The sequence below is a fragment of the Microtetraspora niveoalba genome, from assembly GCF_001570405.1.
GTDB lineage: Bacteria > Actinomycetota > Actinomycetes > Streptosporangiales > Streptosporangiaceae > Microtetraspora > Microtetraspora niveoalba.
In genome coordinates, this window is sequence record NZ_BBYM01000028.1 from 94,956 (window position 1) to 114,994 (window position 20,039).

Sequence of the window (20,039 nt, forward strand, 5' to 3'; positions counted from 1 at the left end):
CTTCGCTCAGGGCTTACTCGCCGCCGTAGACATGCGGTGCGAGAGTGCCGATGAACGGAAGGTTGCGGTATCGCTCCGCGTAGTCGAGCCCGTAACCGATCACGAACTCGTTGGGAATGTCGAACCCGACATACTTCACGTCAATCGGCACCTTGACCGCGTCCGGCTTGCGAAGCAGCGCGCAGATCTCCAGCGAGGCCGGGTTACGCGACTTCAAATTGTTCATGAGCCAGGAGAGCGTGAGTCCCGAGTCGATGATGTCCTCGACGACGATCACGTGGCGGCCCGCGATGTCGGTGTCCAGGTCCTTCAGCACCCGCACCACACCGGACGACCTGGTGCCCGCGCCGTACGAGGACACCGCCATCCAGTCCATCTGCACGGGGACGTGCAACGCCCTCGCCAGGTCGGCCATGACCATGACCGCCCCTTTCAGGACGCCGACGATCAGCAGGTCCTTACCGTCGTAGTCGGCGTCGATCTGGCCGGAAAGCTCCTTGATCTTGGCTTGAAGCTCGTGTTCCGGAATGAGGACGCTCAAAAGGTCCTTGCCCATGTCGGCTGCATCCACCTGCGGATTCCTTACGCGAGGTTGTTCCCTGTAGCGAATATCAGGGTGCCACAGCGCCGGACCGCTCCCACCCCCCCGGGTAGATCCACGCGCTTCTGCCCCCTCCAGGCCGTCAGCAGCCGCTCCACCTCGTCGATGTGCGCGGCGGCCAGCGCGGACGCGGGCGCGCCCGCCTCGACGGCCGCCCGCCGGATCACCCGCCGCCGCACCGCGCCCGGGGCCTTCTCCAGCACGGCCACGGCCAGCCCCGCGCCCGGTCCCGTACGCGACTCGGCGTACAGGGCGTCCGCCCACTCGTCCAGGGCGTCGGCGTCGTCTCGGCACAGGCGCGCGGTGCGGGCGAGCGCCTCCGCGACCCCCGGCCCGAGCGCCGCCTCCAGGACGGGCATGACGTCGTGCCTGACCCGGACCCGGGTGAAGACGGGATCGTCGTTGTGCGGGTCGTGCCACGGCTCCAGCCCGAGGGCCGCGCACGCCTCCTCGGTCCTCGCGCGCCCCAGGCCGAGGAGGGGCCTGCGGTACACCCCGGAGACCGGCGCCATCCCGGAGAGCGAGCGGGTGCCGCTGCCGCGGGCCAGCCGCAGCAACACGGTCTCCGCCTGGTCGTTCCGCGTGTGCCCCAGCAGCACCGCCGCCGCCCCGAGCCGCCGGGCCTCCTCCGAGAGCGCCGCGTAGCGGGCGTCGCGCGCCGCCGCCTCCGGCCCGCCCACGCGGCCCACGGTGACGGGCAGGACGACGGCCGGGTCGAGGCCGAGCCGGGGCGCGAGCCGTACGAGGTCGTGGGCGCGGGACGCGGAGCCCTCCTGAAGGCCGTGGTCGACGGTCAGCAGCCCCGCGCGCAGGCCCATGCGCGGCGCGGAGAAGCCGAGCGCCGCCGCGAGGGCGAGCGAGTCCGCGCCGCCGCTGCACGCGACCAGCACGAGCGCCTCTCGGGGCAGGTCGGCGAGCGACAGCCGTACGGCACGGCGGACGTCGGCGACGGCGGGATGGGGGCCCATGAGGCCATTGTGTCCGCCCGCCAGCCGGACGGGGAAAACGCGGCCGCCACCGGGCGGCGGCGCCGCGCGCCCGTACGGCGCGGGCCCGGTCAGGCGGCCGTAGCCGTTCCCGTGAAGCGGTCCGTGCGTGCCCTCGCGGCTCGACGCCGCTCAGGCGGCCGTCGCGGTCCCGTGGCGGTGCCGCGCGCCCGTACGGTGTGCCCCGTCAGTCCCCGGGCCCGCCGGTCCCCCCGTTCGCCGAGGGGTCGCCGTGAGACGGATCGCCGGGCGCGGAGTCCCCGGGGGAGGAGTCGAGTGAGCGGGTGCCGAGGACGCGGCCCATCCACGCGTGGGGGTCGGTGATCTCGTCCTTGGTCGGCAGCGTGTCGGGGGACGTCCAGACCCGGTTGAAGCCGTCCATCCCGGCCGCCTCGACGACGGTGCGGACGAAGTGGGCCCCCTCGGCGTACTGCTTCATCTTGAGCTCGATGCCGAGCAGGCGCCGGATGAGCTGGTCGGTGCGGGAGCCGCCCTCCCTGCGACGCTGGAACCGGGACCTTATCTCGGCCACGGAGGGGACGACGGACGGGCCGACGGCGTCCATCACGTAGTCGCCGTGCCCCTCGACCAGCGTCATCACGGCGGTGACCCGGTCGAGCACGGCCTTCTGCTCGGGGGTCTGGATGGCCTCGATCAGGTTGCCGTCGCCTCCCCTGATGGCGTCGGCGACCGCGTCGGAGGCGGCGCGCAGCCGTTCGAGCAGGGTCGTCAGGTCCATGTCGGACGCGAGCAGGAACTCGGTCATCTGGGTGCGGACGTACTCGCGGAGCCAGGGGACGCCGGTGAACTGCACGCGGTGGGTCTCCTCGTGGAGGCAGACCCAGAGGCGGAAGTCGCGGGCGTTGACGCCCATCTCGCGCTCGGTGTGCACGATGTTGGGCGCGACCAGGGTGAGCCGCCCGGTGGGGGCGCGGCCGTCGGGGTCGGGCGGGAGGAACAGCTCGTACTGCCCGAGCACCCGGGACGCGAGGAACGCCAGGACGGCGCCCACCTCCACGCCGGTGATGCGGGAGCCGACCGCGCCGACGATCGCCGGCACGCTGGACATCTTCTGGGTGAGCGGCTCGAAGACGACCCGGAACCCGTCGACGTTCGCGCGGATCCATCCCGGCCGGTCGACGATGGTCGCGGCTTCCGGCGGGGCGGAGTCGATGCGGGTGAACTCCCGCACGTGTCCCTCGGCCTCGCGGGACAGCCGCCTCAGCTCGGCGACCGCCTGTCTGGCCTCTTCCCGGCTCACCTGTGGCCCCGGGCGCACCAGGCGCACTCCGGTCGCGACGGCCAGATCCCAGTCGATCACCTGCATACTCACCACCGTACGTTCTCCTCCCTCCCTCCGCGCGCGAGGGACGCGTGCGCCCCTTCCCTCAGCTTTGGGAGACGATCGTGGCGAGGCGGTCGAGAGCGGCCACGGCGGCGGTGGGGTCGGGCACGTCGTCGGCCATGAAGGCGAAGGCGAGGAGCCGACCGTCGGCGGTGTAGGCGACGCCGGCGAGGGTGTTCACGCCGTTGAGCGTGCCAGTCTTGGCCCGGACCAGCCCGCGGCCCGGCCTGGAGCCGGAGTCGTCGTACCGGTTGTGCAGGGTGCCGGTGAACCCGGCGATGGGCAGCCCGGTGACCAGGGAGTGCAGGTCGCGGTTGGCCGGCAGCACCGAGGCGGCGAGCAGGCGGGCGAGCGCGGTGGGGGTGATGCGGTTCTTGATGGAGAGGCCGCTGCCGTCGGTGATCGTGATGTCCTTGTCGAGGCCGAGCCTGCCGAGGACGCGGTGGACCGCCGCGGCCTGCCCGGGGAAGGTGTGCGGCAGCCCCTCCTTGATCGCGACCTGGCGGGCGAGCGCCTCGGCGAGGTCGTTGTCGCTCATCGTGAGCATGCGCTCCACCAGCGCGTAGACGGGAGCCGACTCGACCCGGGCGAGTTCCTTCGCCGTCTGCCCGGCGGTGACGGGCTTGATGTTCTTGTCGACCTTGATGCCGTTCTTCATCAGGAGCGACGCGAAGGCGGCGGCGGCCGCGCGCGGTGGGTCGGGTACGCGGGCACTCTGGCCGGGCGCGACCCTGCCCTCGTCGATGGCGAGCGCGGTGACGGGCGAGGCGCTGCCCTCCGGCACGTACGTGGGCTTCCACCCGGGCGGGGTCACCGGCCCCTCGAAGAGGGAGTCGTCGTATCCCAGGGTGACGGTCGTGATCTTGGCCGCCTTGAGGGCCTTGGCCGTACGGGAGGCCAGGGTGGCGAGCGAGGCGGGCCGGGGATAGAGGTCGCGGGACTCCTTCGGCCCCGCGAGTGTGGGATCGCCGCCGCCGACGAGGACGATGGAGTTCTTCGCCGCGCCGGTGACGACCTTGGTGGCGAAGGTCGCGTCCGGGCCGACGGAGGCGAGGACGGCGACCGCGGTGACGATCTTGGTGGTGGACGCCGGCGTGAGCGCGACCTCCGCGCGGCCGTCGAAGAGCGCGGCGCCGGTCTCGGCGTCGAGCACGACGCCGCCGGAACTGCGGCCGAGCGCGGAGTCACCCAGCGCGCGGGTGAGCCGGGCTGTCAAAGTACCCTTAGCGGGAAGAGGCGCGTCCCCAACCGCGGCCAGAACCGCGCCGGCGGTGATGATGGGGGTGGGGGTCGGTTTCGGTGACGCGATCGGAGCCGACGGTGTGCCGGCGATCTTGGTGATCACATGGACGCCTGCGGCGACGGCGAACACCTGCAATAGGGCGAGGGTGACTAACAACACCCATCGCTCGCGTCGCACCATGTCACCTCTTGTCGCGCCAAATGGGATATACGCCTACGAGACATTAACGCCCCCGGGATGCCGGGAGAGCTTGAGTGGAGGAACCGTAGTGGAGTTCGACGTTGTCGTTGAGATTCCCAAGGGGCAACGGAACAAGTACGAGGTGGACCACGAGACCGGTCGCATCCGACTGGATCGTCTGCTGTTCACGTCCACCCAGTACCCCGCCGACTACGGCTTCATCGAGAACACCCTGGGCGAGGACGGCGACCCGCTGGACGCGCTCGTCCTGCTCCAGGAGCCGACCTTCCCCGGCTGCCTGATCAAGTGCCGCGCGGTCGGCATGTTCCGCATGACCGACGAGAAGGGCGGCGACGACAAGGTCCTGTGCGTACCCGCCACCGATCCGCGCATGGAGCACATCCGCGACATCCACCACGTCGCCGAGTTCGACCGGCTGGAGATCCAGCACTTCTTCGAGGTCTACAAGGACCTCGAGCCCGGCAAGTCGGTCGAGGGCGCCAACTGGGTGGGGCGGGTCGAGGCCGAGGCCGAGATCACCAACTCAGTGAAGCGGTTCCAGGAGCAGGGCCACGACCACGCCTGATCAGGTCGGCCTGGTGGCCCCGACGAGGTCGGGACGCCAGATGGGCGCGATGCGGACCACGTCCCCCGTCTGGGGGGCGTGGACCATCAACCCCCGGCCGATGTAGAGGCCGACGTGGTGGATCGTCCCGGGATCGCTGGTGACCCTTCCGAAGAAGACCAGGTCACCGGGTTGAAGCTGTTCGACCGGGACGTGCGGCCCGGACTGCCACTGCGTGCCGGTCCAGTGGTCGAGATCGATTCCCGCGCGCTCCCACGCGCGCATCGTCAGCCCGGAGCAGTCGAAGCTGCCGGGCCCCGCCGCCGCCCAGACGTACGGCTTGCCGAGCTGCTGGAGCGCCCAGGTCGCCGCGACTCCGCCGGGTCCGGCCACCCCGGTGGCCGCCCAGGCCGGGGCCTTCAACGCCGCGCGCGTGCTCATGGTCCGCAGCCGGGACTGCCTGCGCTCCTCGCGGGCCTGCCGTAAACGCTCGACACGGGAGCGGGCGGCGTCGAGGCGCCGCGTGATCTCCTCGGTCGCCTGTTCGATCTCCGCCATCTGCCGCTCCTGCTCGGCCACCGCAGCGGCCGCCGCCTCCTTGGCCAGCCTGGCCTGCTCGGCCTGCTCGGCCTGCTCGGTGTACGCGCTGGCGGCCTGGGTGCGCACGATGTCGAGCACCGTCTCGGTGTCGGTCAGGTTCTGCATGCTCGCGGCCTGCTGGCTGCCGAGCTGGCTCAGCATGTCGGCCTGCTGCATGAAGCCGTTGAACCCGTCCCCCGTCAGCATGGCGAGCCCCATGTCGCTGACGCTGAGGTTCGCGTAGCGCTGCGCGGCCACCGCCGCGACCGGTTTGCGGGCCTCCTCGACCTCGCCCCGCGCCTGCTCCAACCTCTCCGTCACCTGGTCGTACGCCTCTTCGGCGGAACGCAGCATGACGAGCCGCCCGTTGTACGCCTCGACGAGGCGCTCGACATCGGCGTTCAGCTCGGCCAGGCGGGCCTTCGCGGCGGCGTAGTCGGCCTGGGCCCGGCCGAGCTCCTGTGCACGGGCGCGCACCTGCTCACGCGCGTCGGCGATCTTTCCGGCCGGCCCTCCCGGGTCGGCGCCCGCCGGAACGGCGAGAGTGAGAATGAGCCCGCAAGCGAGCCCGGCGATATGCCCGGATGCCATGCGGAGTGGCATGCTTACCCCTTCCGTTTCACCACTCCCAGACTCCCCGAGAATAACTCTGCGTACACAATAGGCTCACCGAGCGTAATGTCCGTGAGCCGGAAATTCTCGACGGCATTCTCGGGCAATTCCGGCCGAGGCCGGAGGGCACGGATAAAGGGGCGCTTTATCGCTTTGTTGGGATAACGACCGCGGAAGTGACTATCCGGCGAGTGTCGGTTCCGCGGGAGCCGGAGCGGCGGGTGAGACGTCCCGGGAGGAACCGCCCCGGGAGGAACCGTCCCGGGAGGAACCGTCCCGGGAGGAACCGTCCCGGCCGGCGGCGTCCCCGGCTCCGGGGTCCTGGTCACGGCCCCGCGGGCGTTCCCCGGCCGTCGGCCGTACGGGCTCCTCCGGGATGGCGGACCGGGCGGGACGCGGCGGCACCGACCTGGCGGGGCGCGGCGGCGGCGCGGACCGGGCGGCGGAGGGCGCGGCCGAGGCGGCGGGAGTGGGAGTGGGGCTCGCCGTCGCGGTACGGCTGGGGGTCGGCGACGGCGAGCTGTCGGGCGGGCAGCTTCGCTGCGGGCGGGGATGGTGGTGCTGGTGCTCCCGGCCCGGGTCTCCGGAGCCGGGGGGATCGGCGGGCGTCTCCGGGCCTGACGGCTCCGGCAGCGGGGACACGTCGCCGGACGGGCTTTCCGACGGCTCGGCGGACGGGGTCTGCGAGTGCGACGGCCGCGGCGTCGGCGTCGTCCTGGACGGGGAGCCGGAGGGCGAGGGTGTGCCCGCATCTCCCGGACCCGCGTCCGGGCTGGTCCGCATGACCGGCCACTCCGCGTCGTCGCGGACACCGGCGGGGCGGGCAGGGTCGGGGCCGCGGTCGAGGATCGGGGTGAGGATCATCCGCCGGTCGCGGGGAGTGGCCTTCCACGGCACCGTCAGACCAGGCGGGTCGCCCGCGGCGGGAAAGGCGTCCGACGCGATGCCGACGATCCGGTCCTCCGGCCGCCCGGCGAACTGGTTGAACGAGAACAGCACGAGGCCGACCGCCGCCACGGTCGCCAGCGCCCCGCCGAACGCGCGCGGCCAGGCGCGCCCGGCGCCGCCCGCGGGGAACCCGGCGGAGGTGAGCCGCCCCACCCGTTTGGCGACGTACCGGCGGTAGGCGACCAGCTCGGGGTCGGCGAAGCAGCTCATCACCCGGACGCGCACGGTGTCCGGCAGGGTCGCCTCCGGGAGCAGACCGAAGACCTTGGCCAGCGAGACGTGCCGTACGCGATGGGCCGCGCAGGTCTCGCAGCGGGCGAGATGGCGCGAGATCCGATCGCGGGTCTCGGCGGTCAGCTCTCCGGCGAACCCGGTGAGGATCTTCGCGCGGCGCGGGCAGTCGTAGGGCCCCTTCCTCGCGAGGATCTCGACGGTGACCGCGTCGCTGAGGCGCTCGGTCGCGGCCTCCTGGAGGCCGTCGGCGTAGCGCTGGCCCGTGCCGAGGACCGTCGCGAGGTCGGCGCCGGTCAGCGCGTGCCTGCTCGCGAGCTCGAGGACCTCGCGGTCCTCGGGGGCGAGGCCGCGGGTGGCGTGCCAGGCGACGACGCGCAGCTCCGCGTCGGCGGGATCGGAGAGCTGGGGCACGAGCACGGTGGAGAGGTCGGTGCCCTGCGACTCCGCGCCCTGCGGCGTGCGGCGGCGCAGGCACTCGCCCCTGGCCAGGGTGTAGAGCCAGACGCGGAACCGCCCGGGATCCGCCAGCGAGCCGACCAGCGCCTCCGCGGCGATCAGCGTGTCACGCAGGGCGACCTGCGCGCTGTCCGGACCGCCGAGCATGACGAGGCAGTATCGGTAGATCGCTTGGGCATACGTGTCGTACAGCGCGGCCAGCGCATCGGGGTCCCGAGCGCGCAACGCCTCGACCAGCACGCGGTCATCCATGTGACCGAGAGTAAATGATTAATAACTAGCAGTTCTACCGATTCCACAGAACGAGAGCAAATGATATTGGCGCCCCCATCTCATACAATGGGATTCGTCTTGTGTGCGCTTGATCCGTACCGCTCCCGATTCATCCCAGGCCATTCGCGTGTTTTGCGCGATATGTAGCGATAAACCTCGCTAGACCGACGAAAGGTGCAACCCGGCACCGGCGCAGCCTTCGAGCAGGGCGTCCAGGCCGAACGCCTCGACGGGCCCGAGCGCCCCCGCCCCCTTCACCCCGTCGGCCAGCGCGGTGGTCGCCGCCCACGCCAGGATCCGCGCCGTGAAGTCGTACGGGTCGCCCCCGTCGAGCTGCACCGACGACAGCAGCCTGCCGTCCTTGTCGTACGCCTCCGCGACCGTCTGGGAGGAGATGCCGGGATCCGCGGCCCTGCCGCGGTTGCCGAGCCGGATCACCCGGTCGGCCATCGCCTCGGTGACCCGCCTGGCCCCGGGCAACGCGGCCAGCACCGGCGTCGCCCTGGCCAGCACCCCCGCCGCCCGGGTCAGGCCGCCGAGCCAGCCCAGGTAGACGTTCACCTCGCGCAGCCCGGGAAAGGCCCTGGGCAGCGCGAAATGCTCCGAGGCGCCCATCGAGATGCCGTGGCGGCGCCGTCCGCCCACCGTGAACTGGCGGGTACGGCCGTGCTCGCGGACGATGCGGCCCTCGCGGAAGCCGTACATCGGCTCCAGGACGACGCCGAGCGCGGAGGCCCTCGTGCCGGCGCTGGCGCGCCTGGCCATGTTGCCGCGGACGAAGTAGCCGACGTCCACCCGGGCCGCCTCGGTCCCCGCCTTGCGCAGCGCCAGCGCGGCGGCGACGTTGCCGGGCACGAAGTCGTACCCGAACGCGGTGATCAGGGCGGCCTGCCGGGTCGCGGCGGCCGGGCCGTACCGCTGGAAGATGCGCTTGATGAACGTGGGCTCGCCCGCCGAGTCGAGGTAGACCGCCCCCGCCTCGCTCGCCGCGGTGACCGCTCCCTCGCCCCACCGGGTGAAGGGGCCGACCGTGGAGATGAGGACGTCGCCGGCGTTGAGCAGGCGTTCCAGCGACTCCGACCGGCCCGCGTCGGCGACCGCGGTGGGGAGCGCCACCGGCAGCGACGCGGCGAACCCGTCCAGCCGCGTCTGGTCCCGCCCGACGAGCAGCGGCCGGGCGCCCAGCATGAGCAACGCCTGCGCCGTCAGCCTGCCGGTGAACCCGGTGGCCCCGAACAGCACGATCCGGGAGGTGGTCATGCCGTTACGGTATCCCGCCTCGGAATTCAAGATCCATAGTGGGTCCGCGCCGATCCTGGGCTCCGGGACCGTCACGATGCCTTTCATGGCCGCCGGTCACCGATCGGCGGATATCCGCGATCCTTGGCGAACGGCTTGGTCGTCGGCTTGGCCACGTTGACGGGGACCGTCCCGCCCGCGACCAGCTCCTCGTACGGCTTGGCGGTCGCGCCCCAGGTCCTGACCGACACGTCGGTGTCGGCGACCTTCCCCTTGACGCCGCTCGCCGTGATGACGAAACGCCGCTTCATCTCGGTGCGCACGTCGTCGACGAAGGTCGTGCCGCCGCCGAGCAGGGCGCCGGCCTCGTCGCGGAGCAGCGCCGTGACGACCAGGCTGTTCGCGGCCTTCCGGAACGGATCGCTGACGTACCCGGTGACGAGGTAGGAACCCGCCTCCAGCTTGTCCGTCGCCACGTCGGAGACCGGGAAGCGCCGGAACGCCGACGGGATCCGTTTCACCGGACGCCACGACGCCGGGCGGTAGTCGACCTTCACGCTCGCGGGCGCGGCCTTCGCCACCGCCTGGCCGGTGAACGCCAGCGAGCGGCCGGGCGGGACGGCGTCCAGCGGCTGCTCCATGCGGAGGACCTCCTTGCCGGCGGCGTCGCGCGCGCTGATCAGAGCCACGGCGTTCTCCCCGAAGTGCCACCGGTTGGCGTTGCCCAGCACGCCCGCCCAGGTCACGACGTAGCCGTTGCTCGACTTGTCGATCGAGGAGACCTGCTCCTTCAGCGTGAGCGGGGCGAGCTGCTTCTTGTTTTCGCTCGTTTCACCACTGCACCCCGCCGCCACGACCACGACGACGAGGGCCAATGCTGCTGCCATGCGGCTGCGCTGAGTCACTTAGCCGTCATAACCCGGTGAATGGGACGCCACCCAACGGACACGCGCCAGCCGTACGAACTCTTTAGGATCTTCGCCTATCTCGGGCGGACCACCCGGGTCTCATCCCAAACGGGTTCAGGCGCCTCGTATACCCGCCCGTCCGCCCCGAAGACCAGGAAGCGGTCGAAGTCCGCGGCGAACCACCGATCGTGGGTGACCGCGAGCACCGTGCCGTCGAAGGCGTCCAGACCCGCCTGCAACGCCTCGGCGCTGGCGAGGTCGAGGTTGTCCGTCGGCTCGTCGAGCAGCAGCAGCGTGGCGCCCGACAGTTCGAGCAGGAGGATCTGCAGCCGCGCCTGCTGCCCGCCGGACAGCGTCTCGAAGCGCTGCTCCGCGATGCCTCCGGCCAGCTCGTAGCGGGCGAGCGCCTTCATCGCCTCGTTCTTGAGCTTGGCGTGCTCGGTCATCACGATCTCGCACGGCGTGCGCTTCAGCAGCTCGGGGCGGGAGTGTGTCTGGGCGAAATGTCCCGGGACGACCCGCGCGCCGAGCCGGGCCACACCGGTGTGCCTGACCGCCTCCCCCGCGACCAGCCGCAGGAAGTGCGACTTCCCCGAGCCGTTCGAGCCGAGGACGGCGACGCGCTCGCCGTACCAGACCTCCAGGTCGAACGGCTTCATCAGGCCGGTGAGTTCGAGGCTCTCGCAGATGACGGCGCGCTTGCCGGTGCGACCGCCGCGCAGGCGCATGTTGATGAGCTGGTCCTTCGGCGCGAGCTCGGGCGGCCCCGCCTCCTCGAACTTCCGCAGCCGCGTCTGCGCCGCGTGGTAGGCGCTGGCCATGCCGTCGTTGTAGGTCGCCTTGTTCTTCAGCATGACCACCAGGCGCTTGAGCTTGGCGTGCTCCTCGTCCCAGCGGCGGCGCAGCTCGTCCAGGCGCTCGTTGCGCTCCTTGCGCGCCTCGGCGTACGTCGCGAACCCGCCGCCGTGGACCCAGATGTTGCCGGACTCGACGGTGACGATCCGGTCGGCCGCGTTCGCCAGCAACTGCCGGTCGTGGGAGACGAGCAGGACCGTCTTCGGCGTCTCCCGCAGCGCCTGCTCCAGCCAGAGCTTGCCCGGCACGTCGAGGTAGTTGTCGGGCTCGTCGAGCAGCAGCGTCTGGTCGGGACCGCGGAGCAGCGCCTCCAGCACCAGCCGCTTCTGCTCGCCGCCGGACAACGTGTTGACCTCGCGATATTTGCACCTGTCGTACGGCACGCCGAGGGCGGCCATGGTGCAGGTGTCCCACAGGACCTCGATGTCGTAGCCGCCGGCGTCCGTGTAGTCGGTGATCGCCTGGGCGTAGCGCATCTGCGCCTTCTCGTCGTCCCGCTCCATCATCACGAGCTCGGCCGCGTCCAGGCGGGCCGCCGCCTCCCTGACCCGGACGGGCGCGACGCTGAGCAGCAGGTCGTGGACGGTGCGGCCGTCGCGGATGCTGCCGATGAACTGCCGCATCACGCCGAGCCCGCCGGAGTGGGCCACGGTGCCCTCCACCGGTTGGAGATCGCCGGCGATGAGCCGCATCAGCGTCGTCTTGCCCGCGCCGTTGGGCCCGACGAGCGCTGCCTTGACGCCCTCTCCGATGCGGAAGGACACGTCGTCGAGCAACGGCCGTCCATCGGGCAGCACATAGGTCAGGTGCCCGATCTCGACGTGTCCCACGGCGCTTCCCCTCCTCGCGTTCCGCGCAGGTTATCGCCCGATCTCGTCACCGGGCATCCCAATTTCCCGGCCCCGGTTACCAGGCCGCGAACATCTCCTGCGGCGACGCGTCGGGGGACTCGGGGTCCGGGTGGACCGGCGGGCGGACGAGGACGGTCGCCTGACCGTCCTCCAGCCTGCTCAACGGGTACACGTTGCCCCAGATCAGGAGATGCCGCCCGGTGGCGTCGTAGCGGATCAGGGTCCACTTGGCGACCGTTCTGGCGGTGTTCTCCGCGGTGAACAGCGTGCGCGTTCTGGTGCCGTCGGCGACCGAGTACTCCTCGATGGAGTAACGCTGCGGCGCCTCGCCGTCCGGCTGCGAGAAGGGGCCACCGACCGCGATCGTGCCGCCGTCCGGGCTGATCGCCACGCCCACCGGAGATTCCACACCGCGTACGACGACTCGACTGCCGGCGAGCGTGTCCCCTGCGGCCGCGGTGTCAAGGACGCGGACCTCCGAGCCGGCCACGAAGGCGAGCGTACGGGCGTCGGCCGCCCACGACAGGCTCTTGATGCTCTCGGAGGCGTCCGCCGACCAGCTACGCGTCTTGTCCGCGGCCAGATCGACGATCGCGAGACGAGCGCCGGAACACCGGACCTTCCCGGCGCACTGAAAACCGTAGGCCAGCCGGGCACCGTCCTGCGTCACGGCCAGCGAGACGACGGGACCGGCACCGGTCACGGGAGGGATCACGTCCGGCGCCATTTCGGCGGTCTTGCCCCGATCGTCCACGCGCAGCCGGTAGAAGCGTGTGGTGCTCACCATCGTCCCGGGCTCCGTCACGCTCTGGGCCACGTAGAACGTCGTGCCCTCTCCCGTACCGGCGAGCACGTATCCCCCGGGGTTGAACAGGCGGTTCCCCTTCGGCGTGGGAGGCATCGCCACCCGTTCGGTGATCTTGCCGGTCACGGCGTCGCGGATCGACAGGCCATCGTCTCCCGCCGTCAGCAGGAACGGCGGAGGCGGCGGCGCACCTCCGGCCACAGTGGCCGGACTGCCGAGCCCGGCCACGACGGTGAGGCTCACCACCACGACGGCCAGAGCCGCCATCAGCGGGGCCAGCACCAGAGGTCTGCGCAAGCGCGGGCGGGCCTCCCTCCGTGGCACCCGGTCGGAGGGACGCAGAGTCTCGGCACGTACGAGCTCCGCACCTGCGGCGAAGGCGTCACGGAGCTGCTGTTCGATTCGCTGGGTCATCGGTCCTCCTCAAGTTTCTCGGCGAGCGTCCTGAGCGCCCGGGACGTGGTCGACTTCACCGTGCCGCGGCTGACCCCCATGATCGCGGCCGTCTCCTCCTCGGAAAGATCGAGGTAATAGCGCAACACCACCGCCTCACGCCGGCGGCGCGGTAGATCTCGAACGGCCGCGAACACCTCCCGGCGGGTCTCCCCCAGCAGGGCCGAGGACTCGGCGGACCAGAACGGGACCTCCCGGTCGATGCCGAACCGCCGGGCGATCGCCCGGCGGCGGTGAACCGTACGGCAGCCGTTGAGCACCGCCGTACGGATATAGGGCAGCAGATCATCGTGATCCGCCAATCGTCTCCATCGGCGATGGACGGCCGCGAAGGCGTCCTGGACGACGTCCTCGGCCGTTTCCTGGTCTCCCACCAGGAGAAAAGCGAAACGGACCAGCCCAAGACGGTGGGCCGCGAACAACTCGGCGACGGTCACATCAGCGGAAGCCGCCGCCTGGAGTCTCGGAGGAGGCTCCCCCATCACATTCCTGATCTCAGTCGGCATGCCCGTTTCATGCGCATGCCCCTGATGAGGTTGCTTCGGGACGGCGACTTCTTTCCGGTGAAGCGGGACCGAGTCGAGTCCCGCGCAGGCCGCCGCCCTGTCTCATCACCGGAGGCCTGCCGATTTCCCAGGGCAGGGGCGGGCGGCGCGTACGGTGCTGGCATGACAACCGTTGAACGGCTCGGCGCGGAACAGTACGTGTCTCTGGTGACGCTGCGGCGCGACGGGACCCCGGTCCCGACGCCGGTCTGGGTGGTGCGCGACGACGACGCCCTGGTCGTCTGGACCGTCGCCGACTCCGGCAAGGTGAAGCGCATCCGGAACCGGCCGGAGGTGACGGTGACCCCCTGCGACGTGCGCGGCAGGCCGCGCGGTGAGCCGGTCTCCGGCGAAGCCGTACTGCTCTCGCCGCAGGACACCGACCGGGTACGCGAACTCCTGATCAGGAAGTACGGACTGATCGGCCGGTTGACCGTCCTGGGCAGCAAACTGCGCCGCGGCCGCCGGGGCACCGTCGGCGTACGCATCACCCTGTCTCCCTGACCTGTCTTCCGTACGGCCGGGGGCGGCCGCGGCGGGGGATCAGACGGCGACCGTCATCGAGGTCTCGGTCACCACGAAACCGAGCCTGTCGTAGACCCGCTTCGCCGGGTTGGTGTGGGTGACCGCCAGCCCGAGCGTGGCCAGCCCGTCCTTGACGGCCCGCGCCTGGACGGCGCGCAGGGCGAGCGCACCGGTCCCGGGAGGCGCCTCGACCGGGTGGCGGAACACCTGGGAGACCCAGGGGATCTCGTCGAAGTCGTTGACCACGACCCCCGCGACCACCGTGTCGCCGGAGTCCACGACGAGCAGGCTGCACGGCAGGACCTTCCCGATCAGCCGTCCCTCCAGCAAGGGGGTGAGCTCCTCACTGATCGTGTCCCCCTCACCGGGGTGGCGATCGGGATGGTCGGGCGGGTAGGCCGCGCGGACCGCCGGCAGCAGTTCCTCCGGCGTACGGTCGCACGGGACGAACCGGAAGCCTTCCGGCGCTTCGATCTCGGCCGGCTCCACGTTCTTCAGGTCGCACAACATGACATGGGCGTGCCGCAACACGCGCGCGCCCCGCGCGAGCAGTTCCTCCCCCAGGTCGGGCGGGGCCGAGACCGCCCAGCCCCGCATTCCCGACATGATGGCGTCCGCGGCGCCAGGGCCGATCACCTCGACCCGATCCGCCCAGGGGCGCCCGTCTCTGACGCGTTCGCTGTAGCTGATCGCGCCCGCCATGGTCTTACGTTCTTCGTTCATCCCGCGATCGTCATGCCTGCGCCGTACCGGGGGCAACGGATTTCCGGGGACGCTCCGCCTCCGGTGCGGCACCGCGGTCACCCCTTACGGTGTCGAAGGTGGCGCACCACATGCCAGGCGACGACGGCGGCGACCGCGAGACCGGCGACGATCAGCGCGTACGTCCGGTAGCGGTCGATCATCTCGTAGACGACGTCGATCTTCTTGCCGGCGAAGTATGCGAGGCTCGCCCAGGCGCCCACCCACAGGACGGCGCCGATGGCGTTGCACACGAGGAAGCGGCGCCACGGCATGCCGGTGGTGCCCGCGACGATGCCGTTGACCTGGCGCAGCCCCTCGACGAACCGGGCGATCACCACGATCTTGCTTCCGTGGCGGAGGAAGAACCGCTCGGTCGCGTGGAAGCGCTCCGGCGTGAGCAGTACGTAACGGCCCCAGCGGCGGACCAGCCTCCGGCCCCCGACTCTGCCGATCAGGTAGCCGATGTTGTCGCCGACGATGGCCGCCGCCAGCGCGACCACGATGACGACGATGATGTTGAGATGTCCGGCGCCCGCGTAGACGGCTGCGGCGATGAGGATCGTCTCCCCCGGAACGGGGACGCCGAAATCCTCAAGACAGATCACCGCCGCCACCGCGGCGTAGCCGTACTCGTGAAGGAGCGGAGCCAGCTCTTCCAGCGGACCCGGCAGCGGTGGGCGCATGCGAGAACTCTACGTCCGCCCAGCTCACAGTGCCTGCAGCCGTGCGGTGCCCCCTGGCAGACTGGTGACCATGGAGAAGATCTCACTCGACGCGCTGGCCCGTGAGCACCTGGAGCGGGCGGCGGCGGCCCCGGCGGGACGCAGCGCGGAGACGGTCTACGGCGGGCACGAACACGTCCTCCGTCAGACCATGCTCACCCTCACGGCCGGCGCCACCCTCGCCGAACACGAGAGTCCCGGCGAGGCGACCCTGCTCGTCCTGCGCGGACGGCTGGTGCTGCGCAGCGGCGACGACGCCTGGGAAGGACGCACCGACGACCTGCTGGTCATCCCGCAGGCGCGGCACAGCGTCGAGGCTCTGGAGGACACCGCGTTCCTCCTCACCGTGGCCAAGCGCTCCTGACCTTCCCCGTCCGAGCGGTTCCCAGGGAAACGGGTCCCGACGGGCCGCATCGCGGGGAAATCCACCCCGGGGGAGGAAAGCAACCACCCCACACACGCACGCGAAGGGTAATAGCAAAGTCACGATCGGTAACGTTCTGGCCGTGCCCGGAATCGACTGGAGGAGATGGTGACCACGACGAGCCACGACTACGAGAGCATGGCCGGCCAATACCTCTCCCACTGGATCGACCGAGGCCGGAAAGAAGGTATCCAGGAAGGCCGCGCGAAGGGTGAGGTGGCGGCCATCCTCGCCGTCCTCGACGCCCGCGGACTCGAGATCTCCGCCGACGCCCGCGACCGCATCACCCACTGCTCCGACCTCCAGCAGCTCGAAACGTGGATCCGCCGAGCAGCGACCGCCGAGTCAGCAGACGACATCTTCGCCTGAATCTCTTTCCGGGTCGGCCGGTTGCCGTGAGCCGCGTCTTGGGCGTCCCGTACGTCCGAGCGGGTCATCGGGCAACCGGCCGACATATGTGTGACTCAGCAGTGCATTGACCGCGTGTGGGCCGCCGAGACCGACACCGCGACGATGTGCCGGTCAGGGCTCGGCTTGGTGGTCGGCGGCCCAGGCGCGTGAACGCTCCTGCAGGTCGTTGAGGCGATCCCAATGAGCGTCGACCGACCGCCGGCCCGACTCGGTGAGCCCGATCCAGGTTCGCGGGTGCTTGCCGGCGAACTCCTTGCCGATCTCGACCAGGCCGCCCGCCTCCAGCTTGCCGAGGTGGGCGGACAGGTTGCCCTTGGAGAGGCCGGTCAGCCGCTGGAGGAACAGGAAGTCGGCCCGCTCGCAGGCGGCGAGAGCGGTGGTGATCGCCAGCCGGGCCGGTTCGTGGATGAGCTTGTCCAGTCCGGCCAGCTCTTCGAAGGGAGCGTTCACAGGTGGCGGCCCCGCCCCAGCGTACGGCGGAGCAACAGGTGGCCCCATCCGGCCAGCACGGCGACTCCGGCGCAGAAGAGGATGATCCAGTTCTCGGTGTCCGACAGCGGGTGCGGACCGCCCGGACCGCCGAGCGGGGCCAGGCTCAGGACGAGCCCCGCGCAGCCGATGAGCAGGAAGGCCGGGGCGAGCGGGCGCTGGAACCACGCGCCGGCCAGCGCTCCGACGGAGAGGACCACACCTTCCGGGCTGATGGAGAGGTGCGGGCCGACCGCGTGGGCCAGCGCCACCACCGTGATGAGGCCCGCCGTGGGCCAGAGGAGAAAGGTGTCGCGGGCCTTGCCGGGGCGCGGCCGTACCTGCCCATAGGTGCGGCGGTAATGGCGGGTCGCCGCGACCGTCGCCGCCGCCGCGATCACGGCGACCACCGGCACGACCCACCCGCTGATCCAGCCGGCCGCCCAGGCCATGGCCACGCCGCAGCCCAGGGCCACCGGCAGCACGGCCAAGCCCTGCAGAACCTCGAAGTGGGCGGTGACATAGCGAACGCGCTCCAGTTCGGCCCGGTTGACCATGGCATCCTCCGATGGGGATCGACCGACACCCAGAGCGTAGATCGCCGCAAACCGGTTTGCAACACAAACCGGCCAGGAATCTCCAGTGCCAAGGCATGCCCGCCCACAGCAAGCTCACTGGCCGTGGAGCGACCAGGCGACCCCGGGGCCGCCTTCGGGGACGACTGCCTGGGCCTCCGATGGCCGCTTAGGATCTCGACATGATCGCTGAACTGCAGTGTGTCGTGCTGGACTGTCCCGATCCGCTGCGACTTGCCGGGTTCTACCGATCCCTGCTGGGCGGGACCGTCGACAAGCAGGACCGGCGGTGGGCCCTCGGCGACGACTGGTCGACACTGCACACGCCGTCCGGTCTCGTACTCGCCTTCCAGCGCGTACACGATTACTGGCCGCCGCGGTGGCCGGATCCGTCCCGCCCTCAGCAGTTCCATCTGGACTTCGGAGTCCCGGACCTGGATCAGGCGCAGGCGCAGGTGCTCGCCTGGGGCGCGGCGGTGCTGGACGAAGGCCCTGACGGGCGGGGCTGGCGTATCTACGCGGATCCGGCAGGGCATCCCTTCTGTCTGGTCCGCCACTGACAGCGGAGTCATCCGCGGGTCGGAGGAGCCACCCAGATGCGATTGCGACACGTTCACCGGATCTTCGCGAGATCGATGATCACGTACTCGTTCCCCAGCGGGTACGCCACCAGGCGTCCGTCTCCGAGGCCGGCCTCGACCGCGATCGACTGACCTTTCGCGTTCGGGCGCAGACCCAGGTCTCCCGACTTGCCGGTGACCACGTCGTACAGGGCCTGACCGCCCGGCGGATTCGGCAGACGGACGGTCAGGAAACGGTCCCGGGCGAGTCCGAACAGCGAGGACTTCTCGGGCAGGGGACGTTCCTGTGAACCGTCGCGCAGCCGGTAGAAGGCCGTGCGATCGGCTTTGGTACCGCTGCACGTCGTCACGCCGCACCGTACGTACTCCTCCCCCGGATGGACGACCGCCCTGCTCGTCTCTCCGGTCTCGGCGTTGAGCAGTTCCTGGAAGCTCGTCTCGCCCTCCGGCGTGTACTCCCCCGGGGCGCCGACCCAGGGCCAGCGCAGGATGTGGTGACCTGCCGCACCCGCGACCGGCTCGACGGCCCCACCGTCGAGGGGGACAGTGAAGACGCCGCCTTCGAGAAGGCTGAAGGCCAGCGTGTCGCCGACAACGGCGAGTCGGTCGCCGCGCCCCCTGACCACGCGCTCGGTGGCGATGGCCGTCACCTTCCCTCCGGTGACGGGAGCCGACCAGAACGAGGTGACGGGCTTGCCGTGGACCACGTCGATCGTCTGCCAGACGATCCGCCCGCCGCCCACCGCGTAGCCCGACGCGTACACGCCCTTCGGCGTACGGATGCTCGTGATCTTGCGGATGCGACCGCTGTCCAGGTCGTAGGCGTAGATGGCGTCGGCCTTCTCGAAGCTCTCCCAGGTCTCCAGCAGCAGTGTGTGGTCGTCGACGAAGCCCCGGGGTTGGAACTTGCGTCCGCCGGGCAGCTTGGCCGGGATCTTCCGGACCGCCTCGGGCCAGACCTCCTCGACGGAGGCGGGGATCCTCATCTCGGTCGCTGTGGGAGAGGGTGTCACGGTCGGAGTCACCGCCGTGGGATCGTGTCCGGCGCCGCGTACGGCCACCGCCGCCCCGCCCGCGATCACCACCACCGCGGCGGCCGCGACCAGAGCCTGCGCGCGCATCCGCCGTACCCGCGACCTGCGCATGATGTGCGCGGACAGGGTGCTCGGCGCTCGCGGCGCCAGCTCGGAGGCGTGGCCGAGGGTGCCGCGGAGCATCTCCTCCAGGTGGTCGCTCATGAGGCGCTCCCTCCGGTAGCGGTGGGGTGTGGCAGGGAAGATCGGAGTTTGCTCAGGCCGAGCGACGCGTGGCTGCGCACCGTCCCTCGGGAGACGCCGAGTACGGTCGCGATCTCCGCGTCGGTCAGTTGCTCGTAGTACCGCAGGACGATTACGGCCCGCTGCTTGCGAGGCAGGCCCTTCAGTGCCTGCCAGAGGTCCTGTTCCGTCTCGGAGGGCAGCGTGCCCGGGCTCGCCTGGTCAGGCAGTTCCCAGAAGAGCCGTTCGCGACGGCGGCGCCGCCACACGCTGATGTGCAGCCGAGCCATGATCCTTCTGGTGTAGCTCTCCGGGTTGTCCTTGCCGCACACCCGCGACCACGCACGATGCAGCCGGAGGAGCGCCTCCTGGGTGAGATCGGCCGCATCGTGGGGATCGCCGCTGAGCACGTAGCCGTAACGCAGCAGCGCATCGGCCCGTGCGGCGACGAAGTCCGCGAAGCGGGAGTCGTCGTCCAATTGCCTTCGCCTTTCCTCGGTTCTCACCACTCAGACGAAGTCGGCGTCCCAAGTGTTGAATCACCGGCGCGCCGGTGCGATCGGCCGGCTCCTGGAGGTATGACACCTCCCTGGGCAGGCCCCGAACTCAACGGCGGACCAAGAAAGACGCTCGGCCGGGATACCCCGGCCGAGCG

General features: G+C 70.8%; 22 protein-coding genes. 5 read left to right on the forward strand and 17 right to left on the reverse strand.

Annotated elements, in window-relative coordinates:
- Nucleotides 1-13 precede the first annotated feature (13 nt).
- From hpt to dacB, 4 genes are all read right to left on the reverse strand, one after another.
- On the reverse strand, nt 14-571 hold the full coding sequence (gene hpt / locus AWQ70_RS26270; protein ID WP_084517827.1) for a hypoxanthine phosphoribosyltransferase: 558 nt from the start codon (nt 569-571) through the stop codon (nt 14-16).
- Between the two features lie 11 nt (nt 572-582).
- On the reverse strand, nt 583-1,569 hold the full coding sequence (gene tilS / locus AWQ70_RS26275) for a tRNA lysidine(34) synthetase TilS (RefSeq protein ID WP_067181223.1): 987 nt from the start codon (nt 1,567-1,569) through the stop codon (nt 583-585).
- Nucleotides 1,570-1,774: 205 nt separating this feature from the next.
- Entirely contained in the window at nt 1,775-2,914 is a 1,140-nt protein-coding gene (locus AWQ70_RS26280; protein WP_174552423.1) for an Rv3626c family coenzyme F420 biosynthesis-associated protein, read from the reverse strand.
- 61 nt (nt 2,915-2,975) lie between these two features.
- Nucleotides 2,976-4,148, reverse strand: coding sequence for a D-alanyl-D-alanine carboxypeptidase/D-alanyl-D-alanine endopeptidase (gene dacB, locus AWQ70_RS26285; RefSeq protein ID WP_245647157.1), 1,173 nt, complete (start codon nt 4,146-4,148; stop codon nt 2,976-2,978).
- A gap of 295 nt (nt 4,149-4,443) precedes the next feature.
- On the opposite strand from dacB, the gene AWQ70_RS26290 reads away from it, so the two are divergent.
- Nucleotides 4,444-4,941 carry an inorganic diphosphatase gene (locus AWQ70_RS26290; protein ID WP_067181226.1) on the forward strand — a complete coding sequence of 166 codons (498 nt, stop codon included), beginning with the start codon at nt 4,444-4,446 and terminating at the stop codon, nt 4,939-4,941.
- On the opposite strand, the gene AWQ70_RS40340 is transcribed toward AWQ70_RS26290, so the two are convergent.
- The 7 genes from AWQ70_RS40340 to AWQ70_RS26325 all read right to left on the reverse strand — a co-directional run bounded on the left by AWQ70_RS40340 (nt 4,942) and on the right by AWQ70_RS26325 (nt 13,639).
- Complete coding sequence (locus AWQ70_RS40340; RefSeq protein ID WP_067181229.1) at nt 4,942-6,090, reverse strand: C40 family peptidase; 1,149 nt, start codon at nt 6,088-6,090, stop codon at nt 4,942-4,944.
- 201 nt (nt 6,091-6,291) lie between these two features.
- On the reverse strand, nt 6,292-8,001 hold the full coding sequence (locus AWQ70_RS26300; RefSeq protein ID WP_084517829.1) for an RNA polymerase sigma factor: 1,710 nt from the start codon (nt 7,999-8,001) through the stop codon (nt 6,292-6,294).
- Nucleotides 8,002-8,181: 180 nt separating this feature from the next.
- On the reverse strand, nt 8,182-9,282 hold the full coding sequence (locus AWQ70_RS26305; protein ID WP_067181233.1) for a saccharopine dehydrogenase NADP-binding domain-containing protein: 1,101 nt from the start codon (nt 9,280-9,282) through the stop codon (nt 8,182-8,184).
- Between the two features lie 83 nt (nt 9,283-9,365).
- Nucleotides 9,366-10,148, reverse strand: coding sequence for a hypothetical protein (locus tag AWQ70_RS26310; RefSeq protein ID WP_067181235.1), 783 nt, complete (start codon nt 10,146-10,148; stop codon nt 9,366-9,368).
- A 95-nt stretch (nt 10,149-10,243) separates the two neighbouring features.
- A complete protein-coding gene (locus AWQ70_RS26315) occupies nt 10,244-11,854 on the reverse strand; it encodes an ABC-F family ATP-binding cassette domain-containing protein (protein WP_067181237.1) in 1,611 nt (536 codons plus the stop codon).
- Between the two features lie 76 nt (nt 11,855-11,930).
- Complete coding sequence (locus AWQ70_RS26320; RefSeq protein WP_157530411.1) at nt 11,931-13,094, reverse strand: WD40 repeat domain-containing protein; 1,164 nt, start codon at nt 13,092-13,094, stop codon at nt 11,931-11,933.
- Nucleotides 13,091-13,639 carry a SigE family RNA polymerase sigma factor gene (locus tag AWQ70_RS26325; protein WP_306303417.1) on the reverse strand — a complete coding sequence of 183 codons (549 nt, stop codon included), beginning with the start codon at nt 13,637-13,639 and terminating at the stop codon, nt 13,091-13,093. Before AWQ70_RS26325 ends, AWQ70_RS26320 begins: the two co-directional genes overlap by 4 nt.
- Before the next feature lie 162 nt (nt 13,640-13,801).
- Between AWQ70_RS26325 and AWQ70_RS26330 the strand changes: the two genes are divergently transcribed.
- Nucleotides 13,802-14,182, forward strand: coding sequence for a PPOX class F420-dependent oxidoreductase (locus tag AWQ70_RS26330; protein WP_067181242.1), 381 nt, complete (start codon nt 13,802-13,804; stop codon nt 14,180-14,182).
- A gap of 39 nt (nt 14,183-14,221) precedes the next feature.
- On the opposite strand, the gene AWQ70_RS26335 is transcribed toward AWQ70_RS26330, so the two are convergent.
- Together AWQ70_RS26335 and AWQ70_RS26340 are read right to left on the reverse strand one after the other, a co-directional pair.
- Complete coding sequence (locus AWQ70_RS26335) at nt 14,222-14,926, reverse strand: GNAT family N-acetyltransferase family protein (RefSeq protein WP_067181245.1); 705 nt, start codon at nt 14,924-14,926, stop codon at nt 14,222-14,224.
- Between the two features lie 77 nt (nt 14,927-15,003).
- A complete protein-coding gene (locus tag AWQ70_RS26340) occupies nt 15,004-15,630 on the reverse strand; it encodes a DedA family protein (protein ID WP_067181248.1) in 627 nt (208 codons plus the stop codon).
- 70 nt (nt 15,631-15,700) lie between these two features.
- On the opposite strand from AWQ70_RS26340, the gene AWQ70_RS26345 reads away from it, so the two are divergent.
- Together AWQ70_RS26345 and AWQ70_RS26350 are read left to right on the forward strand one after the other, a co-directional pair.
- Nucleotides 15,701-16,033, forward strand: a complete 333-nt coding sequence (locus tag AWQ70_RS26345) for a cupin domain-containing protein (protein WP_067181252.1) — start codon at nt 15,701-15,703, stop codon at nt 16,031-16,033.
- A gap of 165 nt (nt 16,034-16,198) precedes the next feature.
- Complete coding sequence (locus tag AWQ70_RS26350) at nt 16,199-16,462, forward strand: hypothetical protein (protein ID WP_245647158.1); 264 nt, start codon at nt 16,199-16,201, stop codon at nt 16,460-16,462.
- A gap of 153 nt (nt 16,463-16,615) precedes the next feature.
- Here AWQ70_RS26350 and AWQ70_RS26355 read toward each other — a convergent pair whose 3' ends face one another.
- Nucleotides 16,616-16,954 (reverse strand): transcriptional regulator, encoded by a 339-nt coding sequence (locus AWQ70_RS26355; RefSeq protein WP_174552421.1) that lies wholly within the window; start codon nt 16,952-16,954, stop codon nt 16,616-16,618.
- Nucleotides 16,951-17,529, reverse strand: a complete 579-nt coding sequence (locus tag AWQ70_RS26360) for a hypothetical protein (RefSeq protein WP_067181258.1) — start codon at nt 17,527-17,529, stop codon at nt 16,951-16,953. The genes AWQ70_RS26355 and AWQ70_RS26360 overlap by 4 nt, the downstream gene beginning before the upstream one ends.
- 200 nt (nt 17,530-17,729) lie before the next feature.
- On the opposite strand from AWQ70_RS26360, the gene AWQ70_RS26365 reads away from it, so the two are divergent.
- A complete protein-coding gene (locus AWQ70_RS26365; protein ID WP_067181262.1) occupies nt 17,730-18,107 on the forward strand; it encodes a VOC family protein in 378 nt (125 codons plus the stop codon).
- 53 nt (nt 18,108-18,160) lie between these two features.
- On the opposite strand, the gene AWQ70_RS26370 is transcribed toward AWQ70_RS26365, so the two are convergent.
- Both AWQ70_RS26370 and AWQ70_RS26375 read right to left on the reverse strand, forming a co-directional pair.
- Nucleotides 18,161-19,366 carry a TolB-like translocation protein gene (locus AWQ70_RS26370; RefSeq protein WP_067181267.1) on the reverse strand — a complete coding sequence of 402 codons (1,206 nt, stop codon included), beginning with the start codon at nt 19,364-19,366 and terminating at the stop codon, nt 18,161-18,163.
- Nucleotides 19,363-19,863: a SigE family RNA polymerase sigma factor gene (locus AWQ70_RS26375; protein WP_067181269.1), complete on the reverse strand. Its 501-nt coding sequence runs from the start codon at nt 19,861-19,863 to the stop codon at nt 19,363-19,365. Before AWQ70_RS26375 ends, AWQ70_RS26370 begins: the two co-directional genes overlap by 4 nt.
- Nucleotides 19,864-20,039: the final 176 nt, after the last annotated feature.

Coding starts and splice junctions, on each gene's coding strand:
- tilS (WP_067181223.1), bottom strand. CDS start 1,569: ATGGGCCCCCATCCCGCCGTCGCCGACGTCCGCCGTGCCGTACGGCTG.
- AWQ70_RS26280 (WP_174552423.1), bottom strand. CDS start 2,914: ATGCAGGTGATCGACTGGGATCTGGCCGTCGCGACCGGAGTGCGCCTG.
- AWQ70_RS40340 (WP_067181229.1), bottom strand. CDS start 6,090: ATGGCATCCGGGCATATCGCCGGGCTCGCTTGCGGGCTCATTCTCACT.
- AWQ70_RS26300 (WP_084517829.1), bottom strand. CDS start 8,001: ATGGATGACCGCGTGCTGGTCGAGGCGTTGCGCGCTCGGGACCCCGAT.
- AWQ70_RS26305 (WP_067181233.1), bottom strand. CDS start 9,282: ATGACCACCTCCCGGATCGTGCTGTTCGGGGCCACCGGGTTCACCGGC.
- AWQ70_RS26310 (WP_067181235.1), bottom strand. CDS start 10,148: ATGGCAGCAGCATTGGCCCTCGTCGTCGTGGTCGTGGCGGCGGGGTGC.
- AWQ70_RS26320 (WP_157530411.1), bottom strand. CDS start 13,094: ATGACCCAGCGAATCGAACAGCAGCTCCGTGACGCCTTCGCCGCAGGT.
- AWQ70_RS26325 (WP_306303417.1), bottom strand. CDS start 13,639: ATGCCGACTGAGATCAGGAATGTGATGGGGGAGCCTCCTCCGAGACTC.
- AWQ70_RS26330 (WP_067181242.1), top strand. CDS start 13,802: ATGACAACCGTTGAACGGCTCGGCGCGGAACAGTACGTGTCTCTGGTG.
- AWQ70_RS26335 (WP_067181245.1), bottom strand. CDS start 14,926: ATGAACGAAGAACGTAAGACCATGGCGGGCGCGATCAGCTACAGCGAA.
- AWQ70_RS26340 (WP_067181248.1), bottom strand. CDS start 15,630: ATGCGCCCACCGCTGCCGGGTCCGCTGGAAGAGCTGGCTCCGCTCCTT.
- AWQ70_RS26345 (WP_067181252.1), top strand. CDS start 15,701: ATGGAGAAGATCTCACTCGACGCGCTGGCCCGTGAGCACCTGGAGCGG.
- AWQ70_RS26350 (WP_245647158.1), top strand. CDS start 16,199: ATGGTGACCACGACGAGCCACGACTACGAGAGCATGGCCGGCCAATAC.
- AWQ70_RS26360 (WP_067181258.1), bottom strand. CDS start 17,529: ATGGTCAACCGGGCCGAACTGGAGCGCGTTCGCTATGTCACCGCCCAC.
- AWQ70_RS26365 (WP_067181262.1), top strand. CDS start 17,730: ATGATCGCTGAACTGCAGTGTGTCGTGCTGGACTGTCCCGATCCGCTG.
- AWQ70_RS26370 (WP_067181267.1), bottom strand. CDS start 19,366: ATGAGCGACCACCTGGAGGAGATGCTCCGCGGCACCCTCGGCCACGCC.